Source organism: Stenotrophomonas sp. 10L48 (genome assembly GCF_056395105.1).
This window is the reverse complement of sequence record NZ_JBFTIX010000009.1, coordinates 75696-99956: the sequence shown is the minus strand read 5'-3', so window position 1 is coordinate 99956 and position 24261 is coordinate 75696. Positions and strand designations below refer to the sequence as shown.

21 protein-coding genes and 2 pseudogenes are annotated in these 24261 nt (G+C 57.0%); 6 read left to right on the top strand and 17 right to left on the bottom strand.

Going from position 1 to position 24261, the window contains the following annotated elements; translation table 11 throughout:
* Positions 1-49 precede the first annotated feature (49 nt).
* Positions 50-904 (bottom strand): annotated as a pseudogene (locus AC1DCU_RS16200) (PA0069 family radical SAM protein); the annotation flags it as partial.
* A 293-nt stretch (positions 905-1197) separates the two neighbouring features.
* Between AC1DCU_RS16200 and AC1DCU_RS16195 the strand changes: the two are divergent.
* A complete protein-coding gene (locus AC1DCU_RS16195) occupies positions 1198-1563 on the top strand; it encodes a hypothetical protein (RefSeq protein ID WP_442251415.1) in 366 nt (121 codons plus the stop codon).
* A gap of 802 nt (positions 1564-2365) precedes the next feature.
* Here the strand turns inward: AC1DCU_RS16195 and AC1DCU_RS16190 are convergent.
* From AC1DCU_RS16190 to AC1DCU_RS16180, 3 genes are all read right to left on the bottom strand, one after another.
* On the bottom strand, positions 2366-3274 hold the full coding sequence (locus AC1DCU_RS16190; RefSeq protein ID WP_442251414.1) for a hypothetical protein: 909 nt from the start codon (positions 3272-3274) through the stop codon (positions 2366-2368).
* Between the two features lie 614 nt (positions 3275-3888).
* Positions 3889-6141, bottom strand: a complete 2253-nt coding sequence (locus AC1DCU_RS16185; protein ID WP_442251413.1) for a ThiF family adenylyltransferase — start codon at positions 6139-6141, stop codon at positions 3889-3891.
* Positions 6138-7316: a ComEC/Rec2 family competence protein gene (locus tag AC1DCU_RS16180; protein ID WP_442251412.1), complete on the bottom strand. Its 1179-nt coding sequence runs from the start codon at positions 7314-7316 to the stop codon at positions 6138-6140. The genes AC1DCU_RS16185 and AC1DCU_RS16180 overlap by 4 nt, the downstream gene beginning before the upstream one ends.
* A gap of 107 nt (positions 7317-7423) precedes the next feature.
* Here AC1DCU_RS16180 and AC1DCU_RS16175 point away from each other — a divergent pair, with 107 nt between their 5' ends.
* A complete protein-coding gene (locus AC1DCU_RS16175) occupies positions 7424-8326 on the top strand; it encodes a helix-turn-helix transcriptional regulator (protein WP_154329109.1) in 903 nt (300 codons plus the stop codon).
* Between the two features lie 11 nt (positions 8327-8337).
* Here the strand turns inward: AC1DCU_RS16175 and AC1DCU_RS16170 are convergent, their stop codons facing one another.
* Positions 8338-8919 carry a hypothetical protein gene (locus AC1DCU_RS16170; RefSeq protein ID WP_478014216.1) on the bottom strand — a complete coding sequence of 194 codons (582 nt, stop codon included), beginning with the start codon at positions 8917-8919 and terminating at the stop codon, positions 8338-8340.
* Positions 8920-9317: 398 nt separating this feature from the next.
* On the opposite strand from AC1DCU_RS16170, the gene AC1DCU_RS16165 reads away from it, so the two are divergent.
* Both AC1DCU_RS16165 and AC1DCU_RS16160 read left to right on the top strand, forming a co-directional pair.
* A complete protein-coding gene (locus tag AC1DCU_RS16165; protein ID WP_442251410.1) occupies positions 9318-10658 on the top strand; it encodes an AAA family ATPase in 1341 nt (446 codons plus the stop codon).
* Positions 10655-11236 carry an HNH endonuclease gene (locus AC1DCU_RS16160; RefSeq protein WP_442251409.1) on the top strand — a complete coding sequence of 194 codons (582 nt, stop codon included), beginning with the start codon at positions 10655-10657 and terminating at the stop codon, positions 11234-11236. Before AC1DCU_RS16165 ends, AC1DCU_RS16160 begins: the two co-directional genes overlap by 4 nt.
* 252 nt (positions 11237-11488) lie before the next feature.
* Here AC1DCU_RS16160 and AC1DCU_RS16155 read toward each other — a convergent pair whose 3' ends face one another.
* Together AC1DCU_RS16155 and AC1DCU_RS16150 are read right to left on the bottom strand one after the other, a co-directional pair.
* Positions 11489-12058, bottom strand: a complete 570-nt coding sequence (locus tag AC1DCU_RS16155) for a cyclin-dependent kinase inhibitor 3 family protein (RefSeq protein WP_154329106.1) — start codon at positions 12056-12058, stop codon at positions 11489-11491.
* 15 nt (positions 12059-12073) lie between these two features.
* A complete protein-coding gene (locus AC1DCU_RS16150) occupies positions 12074-12289 on the bottom strand; it encodes an SDR family NAD(P)-dependent oxidoreductase (RefSeq protein ID WP_442251421.1) in 216 nt (71 codons plus the stop codon).
* A 284-nt stretch (positions 12290-12573) separates the two neighbouring features.
* Here AC1DCU_RS16150 and AC1DCU_RS16145 point away from each other — a divergent pair, with 284 nt between their 5' ends.
* Positions 12574-12999, top strand: a complete 426-nt coding sequence (locus AC1DCU_RS16145) for a hypothetical protein (RefSeq protein WP_442251408.1) — start codon at positions 12574-12576, stop codon at positions 12997-12999.
* Here the strand turns inward: AC1DCU_RS16145 and AC1DCU_RS16140 are convergent.
* The 7 genes from AC1DCU_RS16140 to AC1DCU_RS16110 all read right to left on the bottom strand — a co-directional run bounded on the left by AC1DCU_RS16140 (position 12962) and on the right by AC1DCU_RS16110 (position 22188).
* Positions 12962-15028: an integrase gene (locus tag AC1DCU_RS16140; protein WP_442251407.1), complete on the bottom strand. Its 2067-nt coding sequence runs from the start codon at positions 15026-15028 to the stop codon at positions 12962-12964. The genes AC1DCU_RS16145 and AC1DCU_RS16140 overlap by 38 nt on opposite strands.
* Before the next feature lie 45 nt (positions 15029-15073).
* Entirely contained in the window at positions 15074-16903 is a 1830-nt protein-coding gene (locus AC1DCU_RS16135; protein ID WP_442251406.1) for a hypothetical protein, read from the bottom strand.
* Positions 16904-16994: 91 nt separating this feature from the next.
* Positions 16995-18305, bottom strand: coding sequence for a tyrosine-type recombinase/integrase (locus AC1DCU_RS16130; RefSeq protein ID WP_442251405.1), 1311 nt, complete (start codon positions 18303-18305; stop codon positions 16995-16997).
* A gap of 630 nt (positions 18306-18935) precedes the next feature.
* Positions 18936-19403 (bottom strand): NIF family HAD-type phosphatase, encoded by a 468-nt coding sequence (locus AC1DCU_RS16125; RefSeq protein ID WP_442251404.1) that lies wholly within the window; start codon positions 19401-19403, stop codon positions 18936-18938.
* A gap of 117 nt (positions 19404-19520) precedes the next feature.
* Complete coding sequence (locus AC1DCU_RS16120; protein ID WP_238582229.1) at positions 19521-20309, bottom strand: hypothetical protein; 789 nt, start codon at positions 20307-20309, stop codon at positions 19521-19523.
* Positions 20310-20610: 301 nt separating this feature from the next.
* Positions 20611-21702 carry a PA0069 family radical SAM protein gene (locus AC1DCU_RS16115; RefSeq protein ID WP_059065724.1) on the bottom strand — a complete coding sequence of 364 codons (1092 nt, stop codon included), beginning with the start codon at positions 21700-21702 and terminating at the stop codon, positions 20611-20613.
* A gap of 150 nt (positions 21703-21852) precedes the next feature.
* The gene (locus AC1DCU_RS16110; protein WP_049412845.1) at positions 21853-22188 is read right to left on the bottom strand and encodes a hypothetical protein; all 336 of its coding nucleotides are present in this window, start codon (positions 22186-22188) and stop codon (positions 21853-21855) included.
* 80 nt (positions 22189-22268) lie between these two features.
* On the opposite strand from AC1DCU_RS16110, the gene AC1DCU_RS16105 reads away from it, so the two are divergent.
* Positions 22269-22493, top strand: a complete 225-nt coding sequence (locus tag AC1DCU_RS16105; RefSeq protein WP_049412847.1) for a helix-turn-helix domain-containing protein — start codon at positions 22269-22271, stop codon at positions 22491-22493.
* Between the two features lie 155 nt (positions 22494-22648).
* Here AC1DCU_RS16105 and AC1DCU_RS16100 read toward each other — a convergent pair.
* The 3 genes and pseudogenes from AC1DCU_RS16100 to AC1DCU_RS16090 form a co-directional block, all read right to left on the bottom strand.
* A pseudogene (locus tag AC1DCU_RS16100) lies at positions 22649-22906 on the bottom strand (hypothetical protein); the annotation flags it as partial.
* Between the two features lie 302 nt (positions 22907-23208).
* Positions 23209-23952: a pyridoxine 5'-phosphate synthase gene (locus AC1DCU_RS16095; RefSeq protein WP_442251403.1), complete on the bottom strand. Its 744-nt coding sequence runs from the start codon at positions 23950-23952 to the stop codon at positions 23209-23211.
* A gap of 9 nt (positions 23953-23961) precedes the next feature.
* Positions 23962-24222: a membrane protein gene (locus AC1DCU_RS16090; protein ID WP_025875543.1), complete on the bottom strand. Its 261-nt coding sequence runs from the start codon at positions 24220-24222 to the stop codon at positions 23962-23964.
* Positions 24223-24261 lie beyond the last annotated feature (39 nt).

Genomic DNA, 24261 nt, shown 5'->3' with positions numbered 1-24261 from the left:
GTTGCAATTGGCCTCAACGCGGCGTCATATCCATACGCCCCGTAACTTCCTAGAACAACGACCCCTGCAGCGAATCCTCGTGCGGCGGCAGCGGGCGTAGGAACCGGCTGCAATCCAGCTTCGGCCAATGGCTGTTCTGCGCGTTGAAGCCCAGGCGTTTGCGCGCCAGCTTGAAGCGATTGCTTAGCAGCTCTGCGTAAACACCCTGGCCGCGCATGCGCGTGCCGAACTGACTGTCGTAATCCTTGCCGCCGCGCAGCTGCTGGATGGTGCTCATCACATGCGCGGCGCGATCGGGATGATGGGTGTCCAGCCAATCGCGGAACAGCGGTGCCACTTCCAGCGGCAGGCGCAGCAGCACGTAGCCTGCAGTGCTGGCGCCGGCGTCGTGCGCGGCTTCCAGCACGGCTTCCAGTTCGCTGTCGTTGATCCACGGAATCACCGGCGCAACCATCACGCCCACCGGAATGCCCGTCTCGTGCAGACGCTTCATCGCACGCAGCCGCGCATGGGGCGCCGAGGCGCGCGGCTCCAGCTTCGCCGACAGATGCGGATCCAGCGATGTCACCGAGAAATGCACGCTGACCAGGTTCTCCGCCGCCAGTGGTGAGAGCAGATCGATGTCGCGCTCGACCAGCGCATTCTTGGTGATCAGCGAGAACGGATGCTTCGTCTCCAGCATCACTTCGATCAGCTGGCGGGTCAGCTTGAACTTGCGTTCAATCGGCTGGTACGCGTCGGTGTTGATGCCCAGCGCGATCGGTTGCGGCACGTAGCCCGGCTTCGACAGTTCCTTGCGCAGCAGCTGTGGCGCGTTGGTCTTGGCAAACAGCTTGGTCTCGAAGTCCAGGCCAGGCGACAGGTTCAGATAGGCATGCGAAGGGCGGGCGAAGCAGTAGGAGCAGCAACACTATATGTGTTTGAGGGGAAGTGTTCAGCGCAACCCCTATCGAACTGGTGCTCTGTCAAGGCTAACGCGGCTCAGGATAGAAATTCCCCCCTAGCCCATGGCGATGAAGGGGAGGTTAGCGTTCCGACTAATGCGGCGAGGACTCAGGGGCACTGTATTGGCGCCGTTGAGCGCCCGACGGCCCGTGAGTGGCCGGGCTAAAACATCGTTTGGTCAGCGTACGCTTCCGGCCAAAAGCGGACACTGCCAAACGCCTGAACTAAGCCGAGCCATCAGGCGGCTTCGGCTTGGAATCGTTAGATGCCGTCACCTGTTCCCTCCGTGACGGCCGCTTTGAGGAGGGGCTTGAGCAGGTTCGCAAAGGTGATCAACGCCGCAAGGGTACTGACGAGCACTTACTTCGGCGCGCAGCTTGGTGGGAACAGGATCGGTTGGACCTCATTTGCAGCATTGAGCGCATGTTTCATTGTCATTGGCTCAATGTAGGTATCAACTATCTGTTGGGTAATGCGGAAATCTCCCCACTCATGCGCGCATTGATTGCGCAGCTTGTTGAGAAGGCGAGTATCAATGAATTGTTAGACATCAGTGCAAAGCACATGTGCCTTATAGATGGCATGCTGCCTTTCAGCGCCTGCTGCAAAGTGAGGTAGTTCAGCCAACAAGCGATCCACGAGAGGTGCCGGTTCTGGTAGAGGCCGAAACCCAATACCCTCCCACGCCCGCATGCTTGAAGGTGCCATAGCCTGAAGCTGGAACTCCAATGAAGTGAGGTTTGCGAAGTATGGCTCTGGCAGATAGCTACGAGGTATGGATACGTAGCTCGCCCCACAGTGCTTACGAATAAAGGCGTTTCTCAGCTTCTTTGCTGCGTCCGCATCTGTGGCGGACTGCTCGCGAGCGGCAGCTGGGTGATCAAGCTTCTTGCAGTAACGCCACATACGGCCGGTGCAATACGCTTGCGTGAACTTGTGGCTGCGACCTTCGCTGCCAGTGGCGTGCTTGCTGTAAATCCTGGTGCGGAATCCCTCGGTGGCTTTTGGTGTGCTACCGATGTACCGGATTTGTCGTTCATGGTCCCAAAGAGCGTAGATACCGAACTCTTCTGGGAGGTCTGCGAGATTGATTGGCACGGATCGTGTCAGTCTTTCAAAGATACTTCGGCTGTCCACCATCTCCCCCTGCTGCCTAACTACCTTGTAGCCGGATCCCTGAGTCCGGTTACACGACTTATCCACATACCACCATATGGTGGGCTATCCCCGCTGACAGCGGCTCGATCTTAGGGCTGCTGGGTCCGGCTGACAAGCCGAGGCATAGCCGGACCCAGCAAGCAGACCAGGCCGCATTTCAAGAGCAGTGGACAAGCACTGATGGATGTCCGCTTTGGGTCAGTTGCTGCCATGTCGAGCCCACGACAGCTTCCCGCCAGCAGCAGACAGAGAATTCACCGAACTACAGTCCAAAGAATATTCGCCGGTCACTCTCTTTATGCAAGTTGTGCTTAGCTATGTGATAGTGCGCCGGTGCTACACCGTCAGATCTTAATCTGAACGGAAGCTCGTCGATGCATATCTCTGCCACAACCGCACTGAAATCCTTCTCGTAGCAGGCTTGAAGGACCTTCAGGTTGGTGGACGGGAAGCTGTTTTTGAACTCAATGTTGTACTCGGGAGAGAAGTACCGGATAAGTGATGCCTCATAGAGAGTGATTCGTTCTTGCTCACTAGTCTCGTATAGCTTCTCCAGCCCCGCGCGAATGCGCGTCCCATCATCATCTTTGTTCTTGGCGAATGGATTGAAGAACGTGAAGAGCTGACTGTTGGGAACAACTGTCAACAGCAGCAGGGTTAGCTTGTGCGTCTCAGGAATGCCTTTCAAGGCAATTTTCTGAAGCGTCTCGTGCTTCAGCAGTCTGTCTAAGGCATTGCGTGATCCATCTTTTCCGTAGGCCTGCCCGATGTACTTCACGTCGAAATCTATCGCCTGCGATATGGAGCTTAGTCGTGCCTGTAGGTCCTGAGGACTTGGCCATCCCAAGCGTCCCGATGCATCAACAACGTGATATATGTCATCGACCCGCTGCAACCGACACCCTTCTGGGCACGGGTACTTGACCTCGTAAGTCTGTCCTAGAGCACTCATAAAAATGCTCAGCTTGTCGTTCTCTAGTTTTGCATTCTCAAGGACAATCCTGGGTACGAGCCCAATAAGGTAGATATGGCAATCTTTGACTACGCTCATGACTGAAGCCAACGCCTCTTTGTCATAGATTGCTTCTGCTGGAATGGTGCAATAGCCAGAAGCGTACATTCCTAAAGCGTGCTCGACATCAAACATGGCTTCTTTGAGCTTTTCCTTCATGTCTTGCTTCATCACGTCCCCGTCCGCTGCCCAGAATGATTGCGCCGTGCTAAATGAACAATGGTCGGCTCCTCGGGTCCGGCTATACGAAGTACCCGCAGCCCGTGATTTGAGGACTAGACCCTTGATACGGCCTCATTTTAGGACGGCTGTGGTTCACTTAACAGTCCGATGTGTAGTGAGAGCTACCAGGGTGCAGAGCGTGCGCTCACGCTGATGTCCGCTCTGGATCGAAAGGTGCCACGCCCATGCCCCGATAAACAACCTTAATCCACTGCCTTGGCGATGTCCGCTTTCGGCCAGAAGCTGCCATTCGACATCTATCAGGACCCGAGCATATCAGCCGTCCAGAGCTGCTTGATCAATCATTACCACCCCGGGGTGATGGCCTTAGACGAAGAGCGGGCTCTCCAGTTCAGATGCCCAGTGCAGACTCCAACTGCTCCCCTGATCACTGATGGGGCGCTGACGGAAGGCCGCCAGCACCAGGTCATATCAGAACTGGAGATGTATCCGCTCACGCCAAGCGGCCACGCCATGTGCGCAGAGGCAAAGCCAGCAAGTCCCGCCTGCGCCATCAAACCGCTCGGCAACTCGTCTGCGTGTTAAGCGAGCTAACTCCCTTTCGCCTGCAGGAAAACGTCGATGCCGTTCTCGCCCGCTATGAGCATCACCGCTGGTAGTCCGTGCGCACCCAGCCTTGTGCAGAGATGTGACAGAAGTTCCTGATCCTGGATGCTTGGAACTGCCTTCACACCCTGGGGATGCGAGTGCCAAGCACCTATCCAAAGCACCATACCGGCTGTTCGACGCTGGGCCTCAGTAATGTCTTCCTGCACGCCGCAGCTACCGCACTGGAAGTCCGCCTCAGTTGACACACTGTCCTTTGGTGCGGAACGGCCGTCCACGAGATGGATTGTGTTGAGCTTGAAATCGACGACGCCAAGAAGAATTCCTCCGGTTTCGAGCGGAAGCGAGTTGGCTCGTGCCTCCAGGAGTTGTTGGCAGAGACCTTCGTCCCAGAGGATCGTCCAGTCCTCGACCGTTTTTGAGAAGGTTCGCCTGGCCGCTACCTCAATGTGGCGAATGCTGCCGTCGCTCGAAGACTCCCATACATCGATGCTTGCGCCGGCAAGCATTGATCTATTCCTGATCTGCCTTGCAAGCAATGATGCACTTTGCAACACCTGATCGTAGCCCAGGACGACAGAGACATCGCGACAGCCCGCGCCACTTCGAAGTGGGCGACCCTTTGCTTCGAGATGCGCGACTCCCCAATCTTGCTGGATGATCGCCCTGTAGTACTGGGCCTCAAGCGAGGCACCTCTGATTTCCTGCGCACTGTCCTCAGCAAGAAGTACGCAGCCGTCTCCCGATGGCGTCAAAAAGGCTGCCATACTTCGCGGTAGGTCCGCTCCAGACCACGCCCTGGTTACCTGGATGGTTGTGGACGCATCGATGAGGAGATCGCCGCGCTTCAAGCACGCGCGTACCGGCTCGTTATCAAGGTCCGAGGCCCGATCCTGCAACGCCTTCACATCTGGGTCGGAGATCCCGAGCGTCCGCCGCGCGTGGCGCTTGGCAACTTCGACTTTTGGTAGCCCCACCTGATCTTGGCTGCCGACATGCCGGACGATGTTGTGCTGAGCCAGAACGTCGGGATCAATGTAGTCCCAGTGGCCCCATGCGGAGCGGGACCACATATCGATTAAGGCACTTCCAAGCGCCCCCACACCCGCGATTACCCCACGAAACTCACCGCCCTCAATGGCCGACCACCGCTGCGCGTCATCTCTGCTAAGACTGCGGCTAACGTCGATGTGGAGAACCTCGATATCTTGCCAACCGCTCTCTGGCCAGCCCGGATCTTCTCCAAGTATGACGACCGGCTGGACGGACCCGTTGTCTCCGTATCGGCAGAGTGCCTGTATTTTGAGGCCCAGCGTGACCAAGTCACAATCAAACCGGAACCCGATTGAGTCGATGCACACAGTTTCCCCGTCTCTCAGCCGCGGAAGACGAATGATCAGGATGATTCGCCCGTCCCCCGGCTGGATATTTGTGCTGCTGCATCGCCGGAAAGCTTCTTGTACCGAATTGGCAAGTCCCGGCATCAGCGAGCTCCCCTTAGCTGCAAGAAGCTCTTCAAGAGTGCCAAGGGTCGACGGCGGCGAAGAGAGTGGCAGGTGCGCGATTGGGGCGGCGTCCATGATGAGTATGCGATGGGCCGCTCGTGCCGGAGAACCAGACGCGACAATTCGCGTGCGGTATGTCATTCCGCGCTCCCACGGCCACGCGTCCATCAGAGCAAGTTCCTTGGAAGGATCGCTCAACGCCTCCGCGAAGTCCGGCGGGAGCATTAGGCACTGCCCGAGGCTGTAGAAGACGGGCTCCAAGCGGCGGTCGGGCTCATGAATCGTGCCGTCTGCCGTTCTTTCCAGCCAGCTAAGAAGGGTCTCGAGCAGCGCTTCCGGTGTGTACCTATGCTCCACCATCTCCCAGTCACCTTCGATGATGCAGAGCGACGGCGGGCCATGATCCCCGGTAGAGTACTGATGTAGCGCCTTCGGGAAGCTCTTCCTTAGAGGCCTGGCCTCGAACGGGAATCGGGCACCGCTGCGGTACAGCAGTGCAATTCGTTCGATTCGGCGAATGCCCGCATCGTTTCCAGGGGAAACGGTGCCATCACCAACATCGGCCACAATGATCTCTGCGGCGAATGGGTCTTCAAGGCGCCTTAGCTCGACAACATTGATGTCGGCATGTGCATTGCAGGCCCTGAGGAGAGCTTGCATGCGGACATCGCGGAATGGATCTGCTTCATCTTCGGGGATGCTGACTCCCCAATCGAGAAAATCTGAAGTCACCGAGGGCTGCCCGCGCGCGGTGCGGCGGCCAGGGCCGCGACCGTAGAAGAGCCTGCACCTGCCTTCCTGACTCGAACACCGCCGAACGAGACCTGCAGGTCCAACGGGGCCTGCTCCCAGTACTGGGGATATTCTCCGGTGCACATGAACTTGCCGCCCACAGCACCCAATATGCTCTCGTACTCCCTCTTGGCGCGAATGCAGGGCGGATCATTCTTGTCGTCCAAGATGCGCTTTGAGCTCGCCACAATCACGGCACCGTTCTTCGCCTGCCCCAAGGCCGCTCGCGCGTCGGGGGAAACTTGGGCATTCTCGCCCATTTTGGACCAACTATCCCATGACAGCGAATGCCACGAGCAATGGTGCGGAGCCTGGAGAAGGTCGTACTGCAGCGCTTCACCACCGTTCCCGTACTCAGCCCAGAGGAGCTCCCATACGTAGACCTCCGCATCGCCTCCAGACAGGAACTTGCAGCGCGGGAGTCCGACCTCGACGGAGTCCAACGCGAAGTTGATGACGATGCTGGAATTGTTCTTCTTCAACTGCTCAACAATGTCCGGGTCATCGCAGAGAATCGGCGCGAGCAGGGTTGCCTCGAAGTAGGAATTACTAGCTCCATTAAGACGGTTGAAGGTAGTACCCGACTTGATGACGATCGGGGCGAGATCATCTGTCTTGCCGTCAACGTCCTCACCCATCAGAAGTACGCGCTCACCATCCTTGTTTCCAGAACCATTGCGGTACTGCGTAACTCGCCGTTTTGCCTCGCGATTGAACGCCAAGGCATCATCGCAGAGAACATGCTCCTTTGAACGACGGCGGAAGACCAACGGAGACGACCAGATTTCCCGGATGACGATCCGCTTATCCTTGTCAGCCTTCTTGTCATCAGGATAGTCCTCGATCGGCCCCAGGTAGAAATGACGGGCCAGACCCAGACAATGGTCCTCGTCGGGGTGACTCAGCATGAAGACGTCGACATAGGGCCGGCCAAGTTCATCTCGTTGCAGCCTGCCTCGCAGATCCGAAGCCACATCACGTACTGAAGTGTCATCAGCATCGTCTGCCGCCGCTCGGATGTTAACGTCAATCAGGATAGAACTGACTGCGGCATCCGCGAGGCGGATCAGGGTCATGTCACCGCAGTCGACCGGGAAGAACGTGATGTTGCTCATTCGAGTTGCGCCTCATCGTGTTGACCACCCCGTGGCCTTCAGACGCACTATACTACGAAAAACTATGAGGTCATAAAAAGTAGTGGACATTTTTGGAAGATTCTCACATGCCTAATAAATTCAATGACTTAAAGGCTGTGTCCGCCCGCAAAGAGCGCTGGGGTCAGGCACGCCGGCTAGAATTCATTGACTCTCGGCTCTTGTGGGCAGGTAAGGTCAATCGTTCTGACATAGTGGAGTTCTTCAAGATCTCACCCCCTCAGGCCACTCTGGACTTTGCTGAATACGCCGCACGCGCCCCGCTGAATGCGAAGTACGACGCCAAGGAGCGTGCCTATGTGGCGATGCCGACATATGTGCCGATCTTCACAGAAGGATCGAGCGCCCGGTATCTGGCGGAACTGCATGCGATCACTACCGGCTTGCTGAGTCCCGATTTGAGCTTCTTGGGTAACCCACCGCCTTCAGAGATCGTGAGCTTCCCTAGCCGCCGCGTCGATGTCTCGCTACTACGGGAGACCTTGTCTGCAATTCAGTCCGGCAGAGCTCTGGAGATCACCTACCAGACCATGGCACGTGCTGAGCCAGATGTAAGGTGCGTCTCACCCTTGGCATTGGCCTACGACGGATTCCGATGGCACATCCGAGCCTACTGTCACTTGCGCAACGACTACCGTGACTTCCTCTTTGCGCGAATCTTGCTGGCGAAGCCATCTGGAGACGCTCAAGCCACGATCAGTGGCGACGTACAATGGAACCGCGTGATCGATATTGAGATAGCACCAAACCCTGCTCTCTCGGAGGGCGCGCGGCGAGTGATTGAACTTGACTACGGCATGTCAGAAGGCAAATTGAAGCTGAAGTGCAGACAAGCAATGGGCTATTACTTGTTGGCACGCTTGGGTCTTAAAGAACAAGAGAACGAAGCGGCAAGATCGCAGCAGATTGTCCTTGCAAACCGCACCGAACTAGCTGCCTACCTTCCCTCAATTGTGCGGCCGGATTTCTAGTAAAGGGCCAGTCATACCGAACCGGGAGCAGCGGAACCTGGCTGCGCGCCCTCTATCGCCAGAACAGTTCGAACCAGACGTACGCCCGCTATGCGCGCGACGACACTTGCGCCAAGGTATTGCAGGCAGAAGATTGCGGCCACGGGGCCTCGTGCGAAGCCGAGATCGAAGAACGTGAGCGCGATGGGGGCCACCACGGTAACCGGGAGTGACACTACTGCCAGATCCCGAAAAGTGAGAAAGCGACGATTGGCATCAAGAACTGCCTCGTCATTGCGATGGTCGCGGTAAATTTTGTACCACAGGCGCTGCTGTTCATCCGGGTCTGACGGAAGAGGACCCCGCCGCGCCGCAACTGCTTCACCGTCTATTCTCGAGTCTTCTCTTAGGTGCCTGGAGAATGCCGAATAGCCAGGCAAGTGATGCTTGGTTCTCCAGAAGACGAGTGCAGCCTTCATGTCTGGCGAGAGAATTGAGGTCATCATGTAGAGCATTGGAGGGGAAAGTACTGTCGTTAGCCCACCTATGATCATCTTCGGGTCGGCAGCACCCCAACGCCAATCGGGAATCAAGACGTAGGTTAGCAGCGCCATATCGAAAGCTATGAAGGCTCCGAGCCATCTCAGCAGTCCTCCTTTTGCAGACACTTCCTTCTCCCCGGTCAACTAGATTGGCAGGCGGTTGATATTTACCTCCCCCGCCAGATTATGCCTTCCCGAAGGCACATTTAGGTAGGGCGCACGCGCTTTTGGGCCTAAGGGCACGGCCCAAGCGTTCGGTGTCAGCCCGGATCTTACCTGTCAGCCTTCCGTGGGGAGATCGGTCAAGGAGCGGCGATGGGTGGCGCTAGCTCTGGCCCAGGAAGGCCCTGCACTTCTCTGCCGAGATCTCCCATCGCCGGAATGGAAGCGTCCTAGGCCGCAGGGACCATGAGCTTGGATAGCTAACCAGTATCTGACAACATTCTTCCTATAGACAGGGAGAGCCTCCAATGGAACGAGTGATCAATATCTACCATGATGGTCAGCTGGTGCGTCTGGTAGACGAGGTTAAAGTCAGCCCAAGAGATAACACATATACAGTTGTTGTGGGAGAGAACGGAGTTGGAAAAAGCCGGCTGTTGTCGGATATTGCGCGGCTTCGGATTAGCGAGTATTACGACCCAATCGGCACTGGGCAATTTAGTCATCCCGCACATCCTGTGGTCGTTGCGGCATCAACGAGTCCCTTCGACAAGTTTCCAGCGCCGCCAAGGCGGAGTGCAAAGGCGCAGAAGAACTACCGCTATGTTGGGATGCGTGGAGAGGGCATGTACGGCTCATCATCAGCCGTGTCGCTGCTGTCCTCCGCAGCTCGGGGATTGCTATCGAAGCTGGCTGAGACCCCGCCTAGCTTAAACCTACTAGGTGTCCTGGAATCGCTGAATTTCTCTCCAGTATTCACCTTTGTACTGAAGCCTCAGTTTGAACGTTCAAGGGTGGACGGTTCATCGAACCGTCATAGCGTCGAAAAGTCATCCTTCAGGGCTGGGCAATTTAGGTACAGCTTCGATCGCCGCGTCGCGTCCATTATTGAGGCCACCGATGGTCTATCGGCAGTCTTGAAAGACCTCGACATTGCTTCTGATTTGATGGATACGCCTGGCGCATTGCGTCTGGAGGTGGACTTTCGCAGCAACGTCGCGACCCTTGGCGGCACTCGGCTAGGGCGTAAGCGCCTTGGGGCATATCTGCGGCTGTTCGACGATAACTTGCTTCGATTGATGGATATTGAGGTAGAGAAGCTTGGACAGCCGCCTTTCAGCCTTAAGCGCGCAAGTTCTGGCGAGCAGTGCTTGCTTGTACTCATGCTAGGTATCGCAGGGCACATTCAAGACAACTCTCTGGTTCTGATCGACGAGCCCGAGATTAGTCTCCATCCGGAATGGCAAGAGCGCTTCATGGCCCTCCTGCAGTCTGCTTTTTCGCCTTATAGCGGCTGCCAGTTTGTGATCGCCACGCACTCCCCCCAAATCATCGCGAGGCTGAATGGTCCCGGATCCTTCATCTATCACCTGCGCAAGGGGAAGCTCTATCCTGCGTCGCAGTTCCAGCGCCGCTCTGCAGACTTCCAGCTAGCGGAACTCTTCGACGCGCCTGGCATGATGAATGAGTACATCTCAAGGGTGTGCTTCAACCTGATCGCCCAGGTGCGCGTTGGTCGCCCGCTTACACGCGAAATGAAGGGGGAGATGGAATGGCTTTTCCAAGTGCGCAACAAGCTTGACCCCAGTGACAAGCTTATCTCGTTGATCGACTCACTCTCAGCGCTTCTCAAGGAGGAGCGGGCATGATTGACGAACCCGTCGCCTTTAGCGCGGATGCGCTCAATAGAATAGATGCCATACGTGCGCACCCCCAGTACGATCACACGAAGTGGTCCGATGCCAGCCTTGAGCCAGTTCGTGTCGATGTGCGAGATCATTACCGACGCGTACAGCGCTTCGTGTGTCCGTATTGCCTGAACCTCCTGTCGGTCAGGTCGGCTGCGGGCTCTACCGTCGAGCACATCGCTCCCAAGGCGACGTACGTAGGGTACATGTTTGAGCCACTCAACCTGTGCGTCTGCTGCCCTGATTGTAATGAGTACAAGAGAAACAGGGAGGTCCATGTCGACCCACCGGTCAAGGGTTATGTGCCGGTGAATTACCCCAGTGATCCTAAAAAGTTTAGGATCGTACATCCGCACTTTGATGAGTACTCAAAGCACATTAGGCGGGCGGGCATCCTGTACATACCATTGAGCGAGAAGGGCAGCTATACCTTCTATGTCTGCCATCTCGGCCGCTATATCAGTGAGTTTGGTGTGACCGACGCGATGTTCAACGACTTGAATGCCGTTATGCAACGTCACAGGTTCCACGAGGGATAGCGCATCCCCTGCGTTACATCAAATTGGGCGATCGGGCTGTCTCGCAAACTCTAGGGACAAAGCTGGATGATTGGCGACGAGCAATCTTGTTCCCATCTGGCTTCCCGCTCCTCAGTATTGAGAGCGCGGGTTGGGCTCAGCTCGGTGCAAGCATGCTTTCAGGGACACATGTCAATCATGTATCGGTACGATGCCATCTTGGCCAAAATATCCTCCCAAGCGGAGTTGGTGTCGGGTCGCGGTGCATTGCGGCTAGCTCAGGCTTTGGCCTGGGCGACCAGACCAGCTTAGGATGAATTCTTCCTGCTCCATTGTCTCCACCGCGCCGGGCCGCACTGAGCGCACTTTAGCAATTGCATCGATGCCGTCTGAAGCGCAGCCTGTTTCAATGAGGAGCATCGACGCTACTGTGCCGGCCCGACCCAAACCGCCTTTGCAGTGCACCACGATCCTGGTTCCGGACAAGAGCTTGGCCGCGAACTGTGGCCCTAGGGATCGCCATGGCTCAAGCAGTCGCGCATCAGGTACCGCACCATCCGTAATTGGCAGGCCGTGCCACACCAAGCCGTGCGCTCTGGCACGTTCCGCCAAAGAGGTGATTTGCAGCTCCTCGAACTCCCACGGCTCAATCAACGTGATCAGATGCTGTGCTCCCCACGCGACGATCGAAGCTAGATCGACGTCCAGGTCCCGAGCCCAAGACCCAGTCATTGCAACGTCCTGATGCTTTCCTGGTGCAAAGGTGACGCCGATCCCACCGCCGTTCGTACCGACGGGCAAGGTAGCAATCTGCAGTGGATGGGAAATACTTGTCCTGCTCACCTGCTCTCTCCAAAATCAATAGCCCTCAGGGGCGAGAAACAAATCAGTCACGGTTGAGACGGCGCGTTGCGCAGAGGCTGGATCCGAGAAATCCGCTTCAATGCCTTCAAACACGATGTCTGCACGACGCTGGGCGGTGAAGACGCGAGCACCGTCTACTGAGAACCTTTGTGCGATCGTCAATCCAATGCCAGAGCGGCCGCCAGCAACTAATGCAACCTTTCCCTTCATGGACACGGTAAGCGCTTTCCTGTTGCGTTAGAACTGACAATCAAAGCATCTACGTGCTGAACATGGTGTATTGGGGACCTAGTTGCGTAGGATCCTGGAGGATGCCTACTACAAACCGAAACAGAACGTCGAGGATAGAGTAGCTAACGCGACCCTTATCAGCTTCTGGAGTTTGATAGTCGCTGTTTTCAGCAAACCCTGAGATGACGGATTCCACCCAGCTGATTCGGCGGCGCATGTGGCGTAGGCTATGTACTGGCTACGACGAATCATCGGAAAGCAGCATGAGCAGACCCTACTCAGTAGAGGACAAAGCGTTGGCCGCTCTTGACCGTCTGGTGAAGCGACGCCCAACCAATGAATTGTTGAAAGCAAAGGTGGCCGCAGGTCATCGGATCATCACGCCAACCTCGGTCGCGGCGGAGGCGGGCGTAAATAGAGGAAGCTTTGGATCAAGGCACGCTCGACTGGGGCATGTCTGGCTCAAAATTCAAGAACTAGCTGAGGAGGAGAAGCGCGGCTCAGTGACTGAAGAGCTCGCCAAGCTCAGAGCCGAGAATGCAAGGTTGAAGGCTCTGGTGTACAAGACAAGTATCCACAACGCTTCCCTTCAGCTCGCAGTGTCCCGGCTTCAGAAGAGAAGTGCCAACAGGGATGAAGCGGCCAATGTCGTCAACTTCCGCCGGAACGATCGGAGGCGTCCCCGGTAGCCTTGGATATCATCTTCAGAACTGCTCGACTCTGAACGACACGACTCATGGCAATCTTTGATCGCTGGTCCTTAGAGTTGATTCGATCTGCTTGGACAATGGCCTGATTCTTCAGAAGTCGATCCTCCCAGAAGTCCCGATGCTCTGGGAGGATGATGCAGCACTTGCAGCCCGCACACAGGCCGGGCGATCGTACGCCGAAGTCTGGCGAGGCACGGACGGTGAGCAGGCTTGCGTCTGGATTGCAGCTGGAGCGATCAGGCACCATATCGATCAGACAACTCGCGTACGTCCCTGTCCATATCCGAAGGTCGGTGAGCTTCACGTATGCTACGGCCTTATCAATCAGTGTCTCTCCGTCCATCACTGACAGTGCCTTGGCCACTGATTCGGCATGCTGCATGAGAAGCCGCTGTGCCGGTCCACCCCCGATCGGCTTGCCAAGAGTGATTTGAACGAGGAACCTGGAGGTCTCCATGACTCTTTCTCCTTCTAGATTCTCGAGAAGCGCTGCGTCGTTGCCGATGTACCCTTGATCCGTGATCTGCTCGCTCATGTGACGGAAGTGGGTCCGAAGTGCAGGCATAAGTTCCGGCTTGGATCGGAAGACGTAGTGCGCAAAGGTGATCCGCCATCGCTGTGGGCGGAGGGATCTCACCTCGTAGATAGCTTGCGTCATCTCGATGCCACGCTTCTTAGTGAGGGCCTCAACGGCGAACTCGCGCTGCAGGAGAGAGTTTCGGTTGGCTGTCATTCGGCCAATTCCGTCAGCACCGGATGGAAGGGACTTGGCGTGGGAGAAGCTGAGCATCAGCGTGCTGCTGCCAGAAAGAGCTCTCCAAGGCTCCATTAGTCGAGCCAACACTTCGATGGACTTCAGAACTAGCGGCAGGTGCTTTGTACCGAATGGACGCAGTCCGGCTGTCCACTCATGGCGAGTCGCTTCCCTTTTGGCTGAAATGCCGCAGATGGAGAAGACCTCCATTAGTCCGTCTAGAGAAATCACTGATCTGATCACACCGTGCTGTAGCGTCGGATCGTGGTCCAAGGATAGGCCTATCAGCTCATGAGCTCGAATCCCAGTGCATGCCTGCAGCAACGTGCTACATGCGCTTTGAGTCATCAGAATTAAGCGTCTGAGGGCCTGAGTTCCGCTAATTTCGCGCTCGTCCCCAGCGTCATCAATCCGATCCGTTGCGAGCAGGGGCTCATGCCAAGGCGTTAGTGTTCCTGGGATCGGGCTCATCTGGAACTCCTCGATGTGCCGTCTGATCTCACGAAGACATATGATTCGTCTTGGTCCCTTGGCGCTCCTTGCGTCGATGAGCATCGGGATGATCTCAGCCTGAAGTCTGATCACATCTTCCGAACCGTGTTCGATCCATTCATATGCGTAGGTGAGGATTGGCACCGAGATCTCGTCCGGGATAGGCAGCAATCCACCCGTTCGAGCGAGCCCAAGCGGCCCGGTCACAACGTCATAGGTTTTTCTTCCATCAAACGGTGCTTCGCAGGGTGCCTGCCCACCTCTGGCGCGCAAGCTGTCCGCGAGTTCGTAGATCTGTGTAAGTGGGTGAATAAGCTTGTAGGCAGTGGCATGCGTCCACGCTCTGTCTCGACCGGCATCACCTCCGGCCATGATGTATTGCTCTTCGAGACCTTCGACATACTCCCAACTCACAGCTGTGGATATGTCGAAAAGCGTGCGGATTTCCCGCTCCCCCATAAACTTCACCAGCTCCCTCATGCCCATGTAGGTAGAAGGGATAGATCCAACCGTCATGCGTACCGCGTCATCGACGATGGAGGTCTTGAGGTAGCACTTCAGTTCATCCAGTAGTCCTCTGTGTTTGTAGTCTGTGAGTAATTCTCCGCGCGCAACTGGGATTTCCCAATCAACGGTGACGAACTCCCTCTGTTGGCCGACAGTGGTTTGAGCGAACGTCCAGACATTACTGTCATAGTCCACCTGGAATGAAGGGTGCAGGGTTGCCGCCTGCGCTGATTTGACCTTTCTTACTGCAGGCATAGCCTTACCTCTAGAATGGACGCTCTACTAACGGTGCGGTCCGAACTATTCAAGTGTGGGGAGCGACGTCAGCATGATCATCGCCGCTGATTGTCGATTCGCATTTGTGCTCACAGCAGGAATCCATGAGTCGCGGAGCGCGAGGTAAGCGTTCTCGAACTTTCGCCGCCATATCTCGCTCCCAAGCTCTGCCCTAGCTTCTTCGTATAGCTCCTGCAGTTGAAGAAAGCGGGCGAGCGCGTAGGCTTCGTTTGAGTCAGCTGCTGCGAGCGGGCACGCAGGGCAAGCACCATAGCTGGTGCAGAGTTTGCCCTGGCGCTGACCCGGTTGCGGACTTTGGAATGGATCTGCGCAGCAGAAGCCCTGCGTGGCTGCCGTATACTCACGGTCACTCCGGGTTGAGCGCGTATCAATACTTCCATTTGAAGTCACCCAGCGCTCTTGGGCCGCCATGGCTCCTGCCATCTGTTCCTTCTGCCGACGCTGCATCGTGGTTGTCTGATAGCTGTCTTGACCAGTTGACAGCAGCCGATGGCCCAGCATTGCTCGTAGCTCGAAGGCGTCGCCGTCGGTCAGTCCATCAACTACTTCAGAGAACGCAAGCCTATTTGCGCGGGAGCCGGAGTACTTGAGCCCCCTTCGTTTGCAGAACAGCGTGATGTAACCGGTCACGCGCGTGTTTACATCGTCGGTTCTGCATGAGTAGGAATCGATGAGCATTCCTCGGCGCTTGTGCCGCCCACCTTCGGATACTGCGTGCAGGAAAAAGTCATTGGCAAGCTTGCCAACAGCGTAGTCTCTGATTCGTCTGGTCCAAGCTATGACGAAGCGTATCAATCTTTCCGGCGCTAGCGGGTGATCGCTGGCGGGGAAGGCCGCTCGCTGTGGTGCCCCCTGATCGCTCTCCCCAGCCCTGTGCTTGGATGACTTGATCACCGTTCGTTTCCGTCCAAGCGGGTAGTGCTCGGATATGCCATCCAGAGTGAGTGTTCTAAGTGGCTGCTCGTTGAACCCCGAGTGCATTGCCAGTACTAGAAAGAATGGGATCAGATCACCACCGATGGGGTGCGCAAGTCTCCTCAGACGGAAGTACTCACTTTCACTGATCTTTCCTACGCCTGGGAGCTTGCGAACCTCGGCTTGGCGAGGAAGGTGACCGTCAAAGTTTGCCAGGATCTGCGCAATCGCCTCCGCCGGGTCGCTTAGCGATACAGCGTCGCCCTTACTCTTCTGAGCAATGGCACTGTGTACCCTGTCCAGAAGCGGCCATACTTCGTCCATTGTCGAGATGCATTCTTCAACAGCGGCCTTCATGACGTTGGCCCAAGCCGCACGGTCAAGCTCTTTCGGATTGCTCTTACGTGGCAGGCCTGCGAACGGCTTTGTGGGAATACGGATCACCTGCCAGCGTGTATCCATTTCGTGCAGCGCAAGGACGACCTTCTTGAAGGTCCCGTAGTAGTGACGCTGCGTCTGCACCGCCAGCGTGATCGGGTGCGTGGCATCTCTTCCTTTCAGATAGGTTAGAAACGATTCGCCCAAGTCCATCGGAACGTCATCTGGGCCGTTTATCTCCACTCCTGTTGCGCCTAGGTACTGCACCAGGCCACTCACCATGTTGTTAGCTGAAGAGGATCTACTTGTCTCTCTGCTATTTTTGTGGGCTCTGCAGAACGCTTCGGCGAAGATTGGTGCCGCTGCACCTATGCTCCTCCATCGGCTGAGGTTGACGATGTTGTCGCGTTGGTCTCCGGCGCGTCTGAACGCCGCTTCCAGGCGGTCAGTGCTCTCGCGTACATCCCATTTCTTTGTTTCGCCTACCTTGTCCTCATCTCCTAAGGTGTGCCGCAGGTGGGCGGTCCTCTTTCCTGCCACGTTGTGCTCCACTCCATATTGATTTTGTTTTGAGGATGTTGGTCGGTTACATCCGAGCTCATGCGCATGAGTTAGCGGCGGAACTCTCTGCTCAAGCTTTTCCGGCCGCTACGCCAAGTCGCATGAACGATTGACCTTCAATGTGCAGCCTCATGGACTCCCTGGTTTCGCTCTCGAAGGCATTCGCGCTTCTCAGGTAAATGGACTCGGTCGTCTCCCTGAGACTGTGTCCTAGTACTGACTGAACATACTTGATCGCATCCATGTCGCCGTTTGCGCGCTTCTCCATGTACGTGTACAAGGCGAATGTGTGTCGAAGTGCATGGATGGTTATCCGCTCGCGCTGCGTTGATTCATAGCGAGCCAGGTCGAGCTCTTTGGAAAGCCGCTTGAGCAACCTGTCTTTGGCGAGAGCGAAATGGCGATCAAACGTCTGGGGAGTTATCGCATTACCCGCGTGCCTGCGGTCGTTTACGTCCAAGACGAATAGGACGCCATGATCCTCCAGTTTGCGGTACCGAAGTCGGAGGTCAGTAAGGGCCTGCCGAGTACCCTTGGCATAGCGTTTCAGCGCCTCCAGTAGCCAAACTGGTACTGGAACATTGCGCTTCTTGTTGCCCTTCCCGACAACTGGGATGGCAACTGCGGTAAGTGGATCGCGCCCTTCGGTACGCGTCTTAAGGATGGTGAGCGCATGCACATCGCACACTTCAGACCGCCTCAGACCGGCGTGGTAGCACAGCTCAGCCATCAATCGCTGCGCCGTGGTCTCGAGTGCAAGTTCAACGACCCCGTTTCTTTCGACCACGGGGTTAGGGCCTAGCTCGTCGAGAATGCCTACGACAGTCTCGGGATGCAGCGCAGTAATTAGCTCGTCAGCGTCGTTCAGCCCGGGCAGATTCACGTCAACTTCGAGAACTTGAACAGTTCCTCGCTTTGTCTGCTTGCTCAGCAGCGCTGGCGGCTTTCTTAGATAGCCCCGTTTCACACAGAAGGCGACTAGCTTGGTCACGGTCGACCATCTTCGGTGGATGGTCGCGGCGGCAAATTTCTCGAGGGTCACCGCGGAGTCCAGGTCCGTCAATGTGTCCGCGTAGGCTTTGAGGAGCTGCTCGTCTACGTCCGAGACGCGCTTTTTCCTTGCGTCCAAAAAGTGATGGAAGTCGGTGAGGTCAGCCGCTATTGCTGCCGTCGTATTCTTGCTGCATGCAAGCTTTGGATTCCGGTCAATGGTGAGATGAGAATCTGCAAAGAACTCAAAAGCAGGCTGAACGAGTGATCCGTCCGACCTGCTGACTAGAAAGCAGAAGCCCTCGGGCAAGGGCACGCCTTGCTCACCCGTTGTCACCGTCGCTGGTGAAGTGATCGCATGCGCGGTGCAGATTTCGACGTCGTAGGCCATGGCGCCGAAAGCTATCAGGTACGCGAAAAATTTTTTGGCGCGTGAGCCTTACGGTACATTAACAAATGGAATGAGAATCAGATGTGTTTTTTACTGTCATTGATTCAGTGGTTTACGCCTGATCGTGAGCCTACTGGTACGCTTGATGTGAAGGACAGCCCAAACTCTAGCAGGGGCGATGTGCGCAGAAGCCCACCGGATTCGGTCATCGCGTACTCGAGATTTTCGCTTTCGCTACCAACTTGGGGGTCCGCTTGACCCTGGCAGTCGATAGCACGCGGTCTATGGCTACCGAAGCGCGCTGGCAGTGAGTTGGCATGAGCAAATCGGAGACGACGCGCCTGCTACTGCGCATCCTTCGGCGAATCGTATCGGCTGGAACGACGTGTGCGTGCGGCGCTTCCACATTAGTTTCTGCCGGCGCAGATAGGGGTGCCGTAGAAGGCCTGCAGCACCTCCACTGAGAGCGGCCTCTCGATTGCCGTCTCCGGCGTCTCCAAGACGAACCCTATGGAAGACCTACTTGAGGCTTGTTCGCATGGTGGTCCATATCTGTTCCATTTTTGGGAGAGAACCATCCGTACATGTGTGCTCTTGCGAAGCGCCATCGAGACGACGCTGTCATTGAAGCTAACCTTCGGTCCTGCGGGCCGGGTTGGATGCACTCTCCAGTTGCATGATGCGATCAGTCAGGCGTGCAGATGCGATCTGCAACCCGTCGTCGTCCGCCGAGTACGGAGAGCCAAACAACGGTATCTCGATCCATAGGCTCTCTTGGCCGTCATGCACGTATGGGCCGTGGTCATCCAGCAGAAGGGCGTCGCCCAAGCGGGGGGAGACATAGGAGAGATCCTTTGTCTTTCCAGACCAATGGATGTAGCGAAGTCCGGAAAACCATACCGGTACACTGCCTTCCGTAGCCAGCATTCCCGCAATGCTTCGGGCGAGGGCTTCGGGAACCGTGGTGAACAGCACAAGTTCCTCGAACTGAGATCGGACATCCTCAAGGAACCTATATAGGCCTGGGCGAGGGATCTGACTGACTGCGTTCGAGATGAGCGTACCCTCGAGGTCCAACGCCAGGATGGTTGGCTTCATAAGGAGTTCCTGTTGGGATCTTTCGACCCAGAGTAATCGTGTCGTTAGGTGACTGCCTACTGCGTAGAGCGAATCATGCTGGTTCGGTTTACGCATCCTGGAGCGTTCCGCGACCACTCACTTCCGCTGGATTGCTTCTGAGACTTCTATAGCCCAACGAGAGGTGTGGATGATCCGGGCCTCTTGTAGCTGCTCTTGGAGGATCTGGCGCTTGGTGAGCTGAGACACCTCCTCCCATTCGTTCCTGAAGATGTAGGTGGCGTTGCCTGTCTCCGGGCTCTCGAACACGTACCGATTCTTTCGCGTGAACCCGAAGACGATGTACTCACTGAAACCGCCTAGTCCTACTGCCATAAAGTCTGGCTCGTGACGAGTGATGGTCCGGATACGCTGTCTAGCGGCTGCGCGATCGCTTTCGGTAAGCTGCTCCAGATAGTTATCCAGCACCTGCATCGCTCGATCGAACGGGAACTTCCCAGGAGGAAGAATGCGCCAGTTGACCTTCTCGACCCTGACTGGCACCGCAAGGTTCGGGTCAACGATTTCAAAGTGTGGGAAGCATTCCAGGTAGAGGTTGAGGAGATTTGCAATGCTCTCTTCTAGCTCCGTCCGATCAATGATCCTCGTAGCCATTGCGATACCACCGTCTGTCTCCACGGCGGTGAGGAATTCACCAGGTGGTGCAATGTGTTCCCGGGGATAGGTTTCGTAAGATCTTGTCTGAGTGCCGTGGTGGGTTTGCCCGTGCCAGTCCTTCCACGACGTGTTGATCGATCGAGACTTGGTGATCATCGGAAGGTCCTTTCTGACGATCTCTTTGCCTCGGGCATTGAAGAACGTCGCGGGCCCTTCGGCGCTTGGCACAATGGAAGCACCCGCTTGCGGAACGCCGTCAAATCCCAGCATCGCCGCTTGGTCCACTGTGAGTGGGCTGCTAAGGAGACGAAATTGTGGCAATCGCTCAATCGTGCTTCGGTAGACTGATAAACCTCTCACTTGCTTGGGCATACGCTAGTCCTTGTCATGAGGAAGCGGGATAACCAAATACGTTTAGAGAGCCGTCTGAGCTTACTACGCAGGAGGGTCTAGTTCAGTTTCGGGGAGATGGTATCAGCACTCGGGAGCCTGTTACTCCTTGTCCCTGTGAGCACCGCTCCGACTGGATCCTTCGCTCGTAACTGATGGTGCTACCACGCTTTTCGTCTGGTTAGAAAAGTTGACCTTGTGGCGACTTCTCCTGGGGAGGTTGAAACAGATGAGTGGCGAGCGCAGGCAGCCTCGTGAATCCGAGCTCACGATGCTTTTTTTCAAATCGCTTGCGGATCAAGTCCGCCACCGGTCCAGTTCCGGACATTCTGGTGCCGAAGCTGGCGTCGTACTCCTTCCCGCCATGCATCTGTCGCATCAAGCTAAGCACGTGCGCGGCCCGATCAGGGTAGTGCAGCTCGAGCCATTCTCTCCAGATCTCTTTGATCTCGTTAGGTAGCCGGAGAAGCACGTAGCCAGCTGCCCGGGCACCGTGTTTGTGCGCGGCCTGAAGGATAGCTTCTAGGTCATGGTCCGTGATCATGGGGATGACAGGCGCGATCAGAACCCCAACCGGGACCCCTGCATCGTGCAGCTGATTCATTGCTCGCAGCCTGGCGTGGGGAGCGGCAGCTCGCGGTTCCAGCTTTGCCGATAGCTTCCTGTCGAGCGTAGTGACCGAGAAGTAGACCGTAACCAACCTGTCCTTGGCCATCGACGCCAGCAGTTCGATGTCCTTGGTGATCAGGGCGCTCTTGGTGACGAAGCTCACCGGATGCTTGGCATCAGCAAGCACCTCAAGGCATTGGCGTGTAATTTGGTAGTTCCTTTCAATTGGCTGATAGCCGTCTGTGTTTATTCCCAGAGCAATTGGGGCGCACTTGTAGTTCGACTTGCTAATCTCCGCTCTGAGCCGCTCTGGGGCATTCGTCTTTGCAAATAGGCGCGTCTCGAAGTCCAAGCCCGGTGAAAGGCTCAAGTAGGAATGGGAGGGGCGGGCAAAGCAGTAAACGCACCCATGCTCGCAGCCGCGGTACGGATTTACCGACGCGCTGAAGCCAACGTCGGGGGATGTGTTGCGGCTGATCACCGTTCGCGCTCGCTCTTCCTGTACCTGAGTTCTCAACTGCGGCGCGTCTTCCATCTCCTGGTAGACCGATTCCCAGCCATCGTCGATTCCCACTGTTGCAGTGGTATCGAAACGGCTCGCGACACGCGATGCTGCCCCTCTACCTTTGAGGGGAACTTGGGCCTTTCGAGCATCCTGTTCCATGGCAACAACTTGGGAAGGTCAGGTTGTTAGTATTATTGCTAACCACAGCCACCGCAACACCCTGGAATTCAGCTAGCTGTAGGCCATTGGGTAATCTGGCGAGAAAGTTTTACCCAAACTTATCCACAACTTCGGCTTGTGCAGTCTTTGTCAGCTACGTTGACCGTGGAGCGCTTTGGCTTCGGCCAAGAAGGTTTGCATCAATGCACGCGATCGACGTGTTGCTGCAGGCAGTTGAATACCCAACTGCGCGCAGAGCGAAGTCGCGTACGCCATCTGTGCACCCGTGGGTGGCTTGATGTCCCAATCTGTGAGTTGCGGGATGAGCTTTGACAGCTCTTCTGCCAAGCGGCATTCGAAGCCCCTGGCTTGCCCTTCCTCCTCCTGCATCCGACGCACCTGCATTGCAACTTGCTCCCTGCCCATGGGCGAGAAGGGAACCTCAAGCGTGAACTCCAGTTCCGGACATACGAGGTAAAAGTTCATGAGATGGGCAATTAGTACTTATAAGTAGACTACCTTTAGAGGCGTAGTCTTTAAAGTACCGGGACCACAAGCTGCTTCGTATGGTCGAGCATACGAATCAAGCGAAACTTGCAGATGTGATCCGCGCGCATCGTATTGCTCTGGGTGTCAGCCAGGAAGTCTTTGCTGACCACATCGAAATGCACCGCGCCTACTACAGCAAGATCGAACGTGGCGAAAAGAACGTCACTCTCGCTACCTTGGAGCGCGTGGCTGATGGTCTGGGCACGTCGATGTCAGCCTTGCTACGCGCCGCAGGTCTCTAACTTTCTTCGCAGCTAAAGAGCGAGGGCCAGCTCGTCCGAGAGGGGCGAGCTCGTCGTTGCTGCGCGCGCTCCTGCCAAGCCGATGTGTTTACTGATACTCCTCTAAACTATTGATCTATATCCATTTGTCTGGTGAACAATCAGGGGGTATTGATACCATGCTCGCAGCCGCGATACGGATTCACCGATTGGCTGAAGCCGACGTCCGGGGAGTTGTTGCGGCTGATGATGCTGCGAGCGGTCTCCGCGCGTACTTCCGTGCGCAGGCGCGGGGCGAGGAACTCCTCGCTGTCGTCCACTGCCCAGCCGTCGTCCACCGCTTCGCTGACGGTGCTTTCAAAACGCCCCGCAAGATGGGACGTGGAACCCCGGCCCTTGATGGCGGCCTGGGCGTTGCGAGGGGGGTGCTGCATGTTGCCCTCCGGCCGTTACGGGATATTAGTATTATTGCTAACCACAGGTGGCGCAAGCGGCCAGGATTCACGTAGCTGTAGGCGCGCAGGCACGTGGGACCGCACGTTGACCCCAGACTTGTCCACAGGGTTGCATGGCTTGGGACCGGGCACGCGCCATCGCCGCGGCAGGCCAGCATGGGCCACGGGTGTCTCAGCAGCTGCGATGGGAACATCGGCTACAGGGGCGCTTGCCAGGCCGGAACACGGGGACCTGCCGCACGTCTTCGGGCTTCAACCCAGCGGGGAAGTCCCACGCACTGCTACAGCAGTGCCAGGTAGCCCTTCACCGTGGCATCGAGGCCGTCGTACAGCGCCTCGCCGATCAGCGCGTGGCCGATCGACACCTCCAGCACCTCCGGCACGGCGGCCTGGAAGTCACGCAGGTTGTCCTGCGACAGATCGTGCCCGGCATTCACACCGAGGCCGACGGCCTGTGCACGGCGCGCGGCCGTGGCGAACAGTTCCAGCATGGCGCGGGCGTCGCCGGCGGCATGGGCCTCGGCATACGGGCCGGTGTACAGCTCGACGCGGTCGGCGCCGACATCGGCGGCCTGCTCCAGCAGCGGATTGCCGGCATCCACGAACAGGCTCACCCGGCATCCCATCGCTTTCAGCTCGGCCACCAGCGGGCGCAACCGCTGCGCATCGCGTTCGAAGTCGAAGCCATGGTCGGAGGTGATCTGGCCATCGCCATCGGGAACCAGCGTGGCCTGCGCCGGGCGCGTCTGCGCGCACAGCGGCAGCAACCCGGGGTAGCCCTCACGCGGCGGCGCGAACGGGTTGCCTTCGATGTTGAACTCCACACCACGGGCACGGGTCAGCGCCGACAGCGCCAGCACGTCCTCGGCGGTGATGTGCCGGCGGTCGGGCCGCGGGTGCACGGTAATGCCATGCGCGCCGGCATCCAGGCAGGCCTGGGCGGCACGCACCACGTCCGGTTCGGTACCGCCACGCGAGTTGCGCAGGACGGCGATCTTGTTGACGTTGACGCTGAGCTGGGTCATGGAACGGGACTACGGGGAGTGAGAGGGAGGGTCGCTGCCGTCGGCCGGAGCAACCTTGGCCTGCTCGCGCAGACGCCTGAGTTCATCGCTGTCCACCAGTGTCGCCGGATCACGCTGAAGGTCGCCGAAGCGTGCGGCGTATCTCCCGCGCACCCATGCCAGCAGGAAGGCGAGGGTACCCAGCAGGGCCAGCGACATCAGGCCCATGTTCGGTGTTTTCAGCGCAAAGGCGAAGCAGCCCAGCGCCAGCAGCAGGTACAGCCAGTACATTGTCAGTCTCCCCGGGCCACCGCCGCAGTGTAGCGCTGC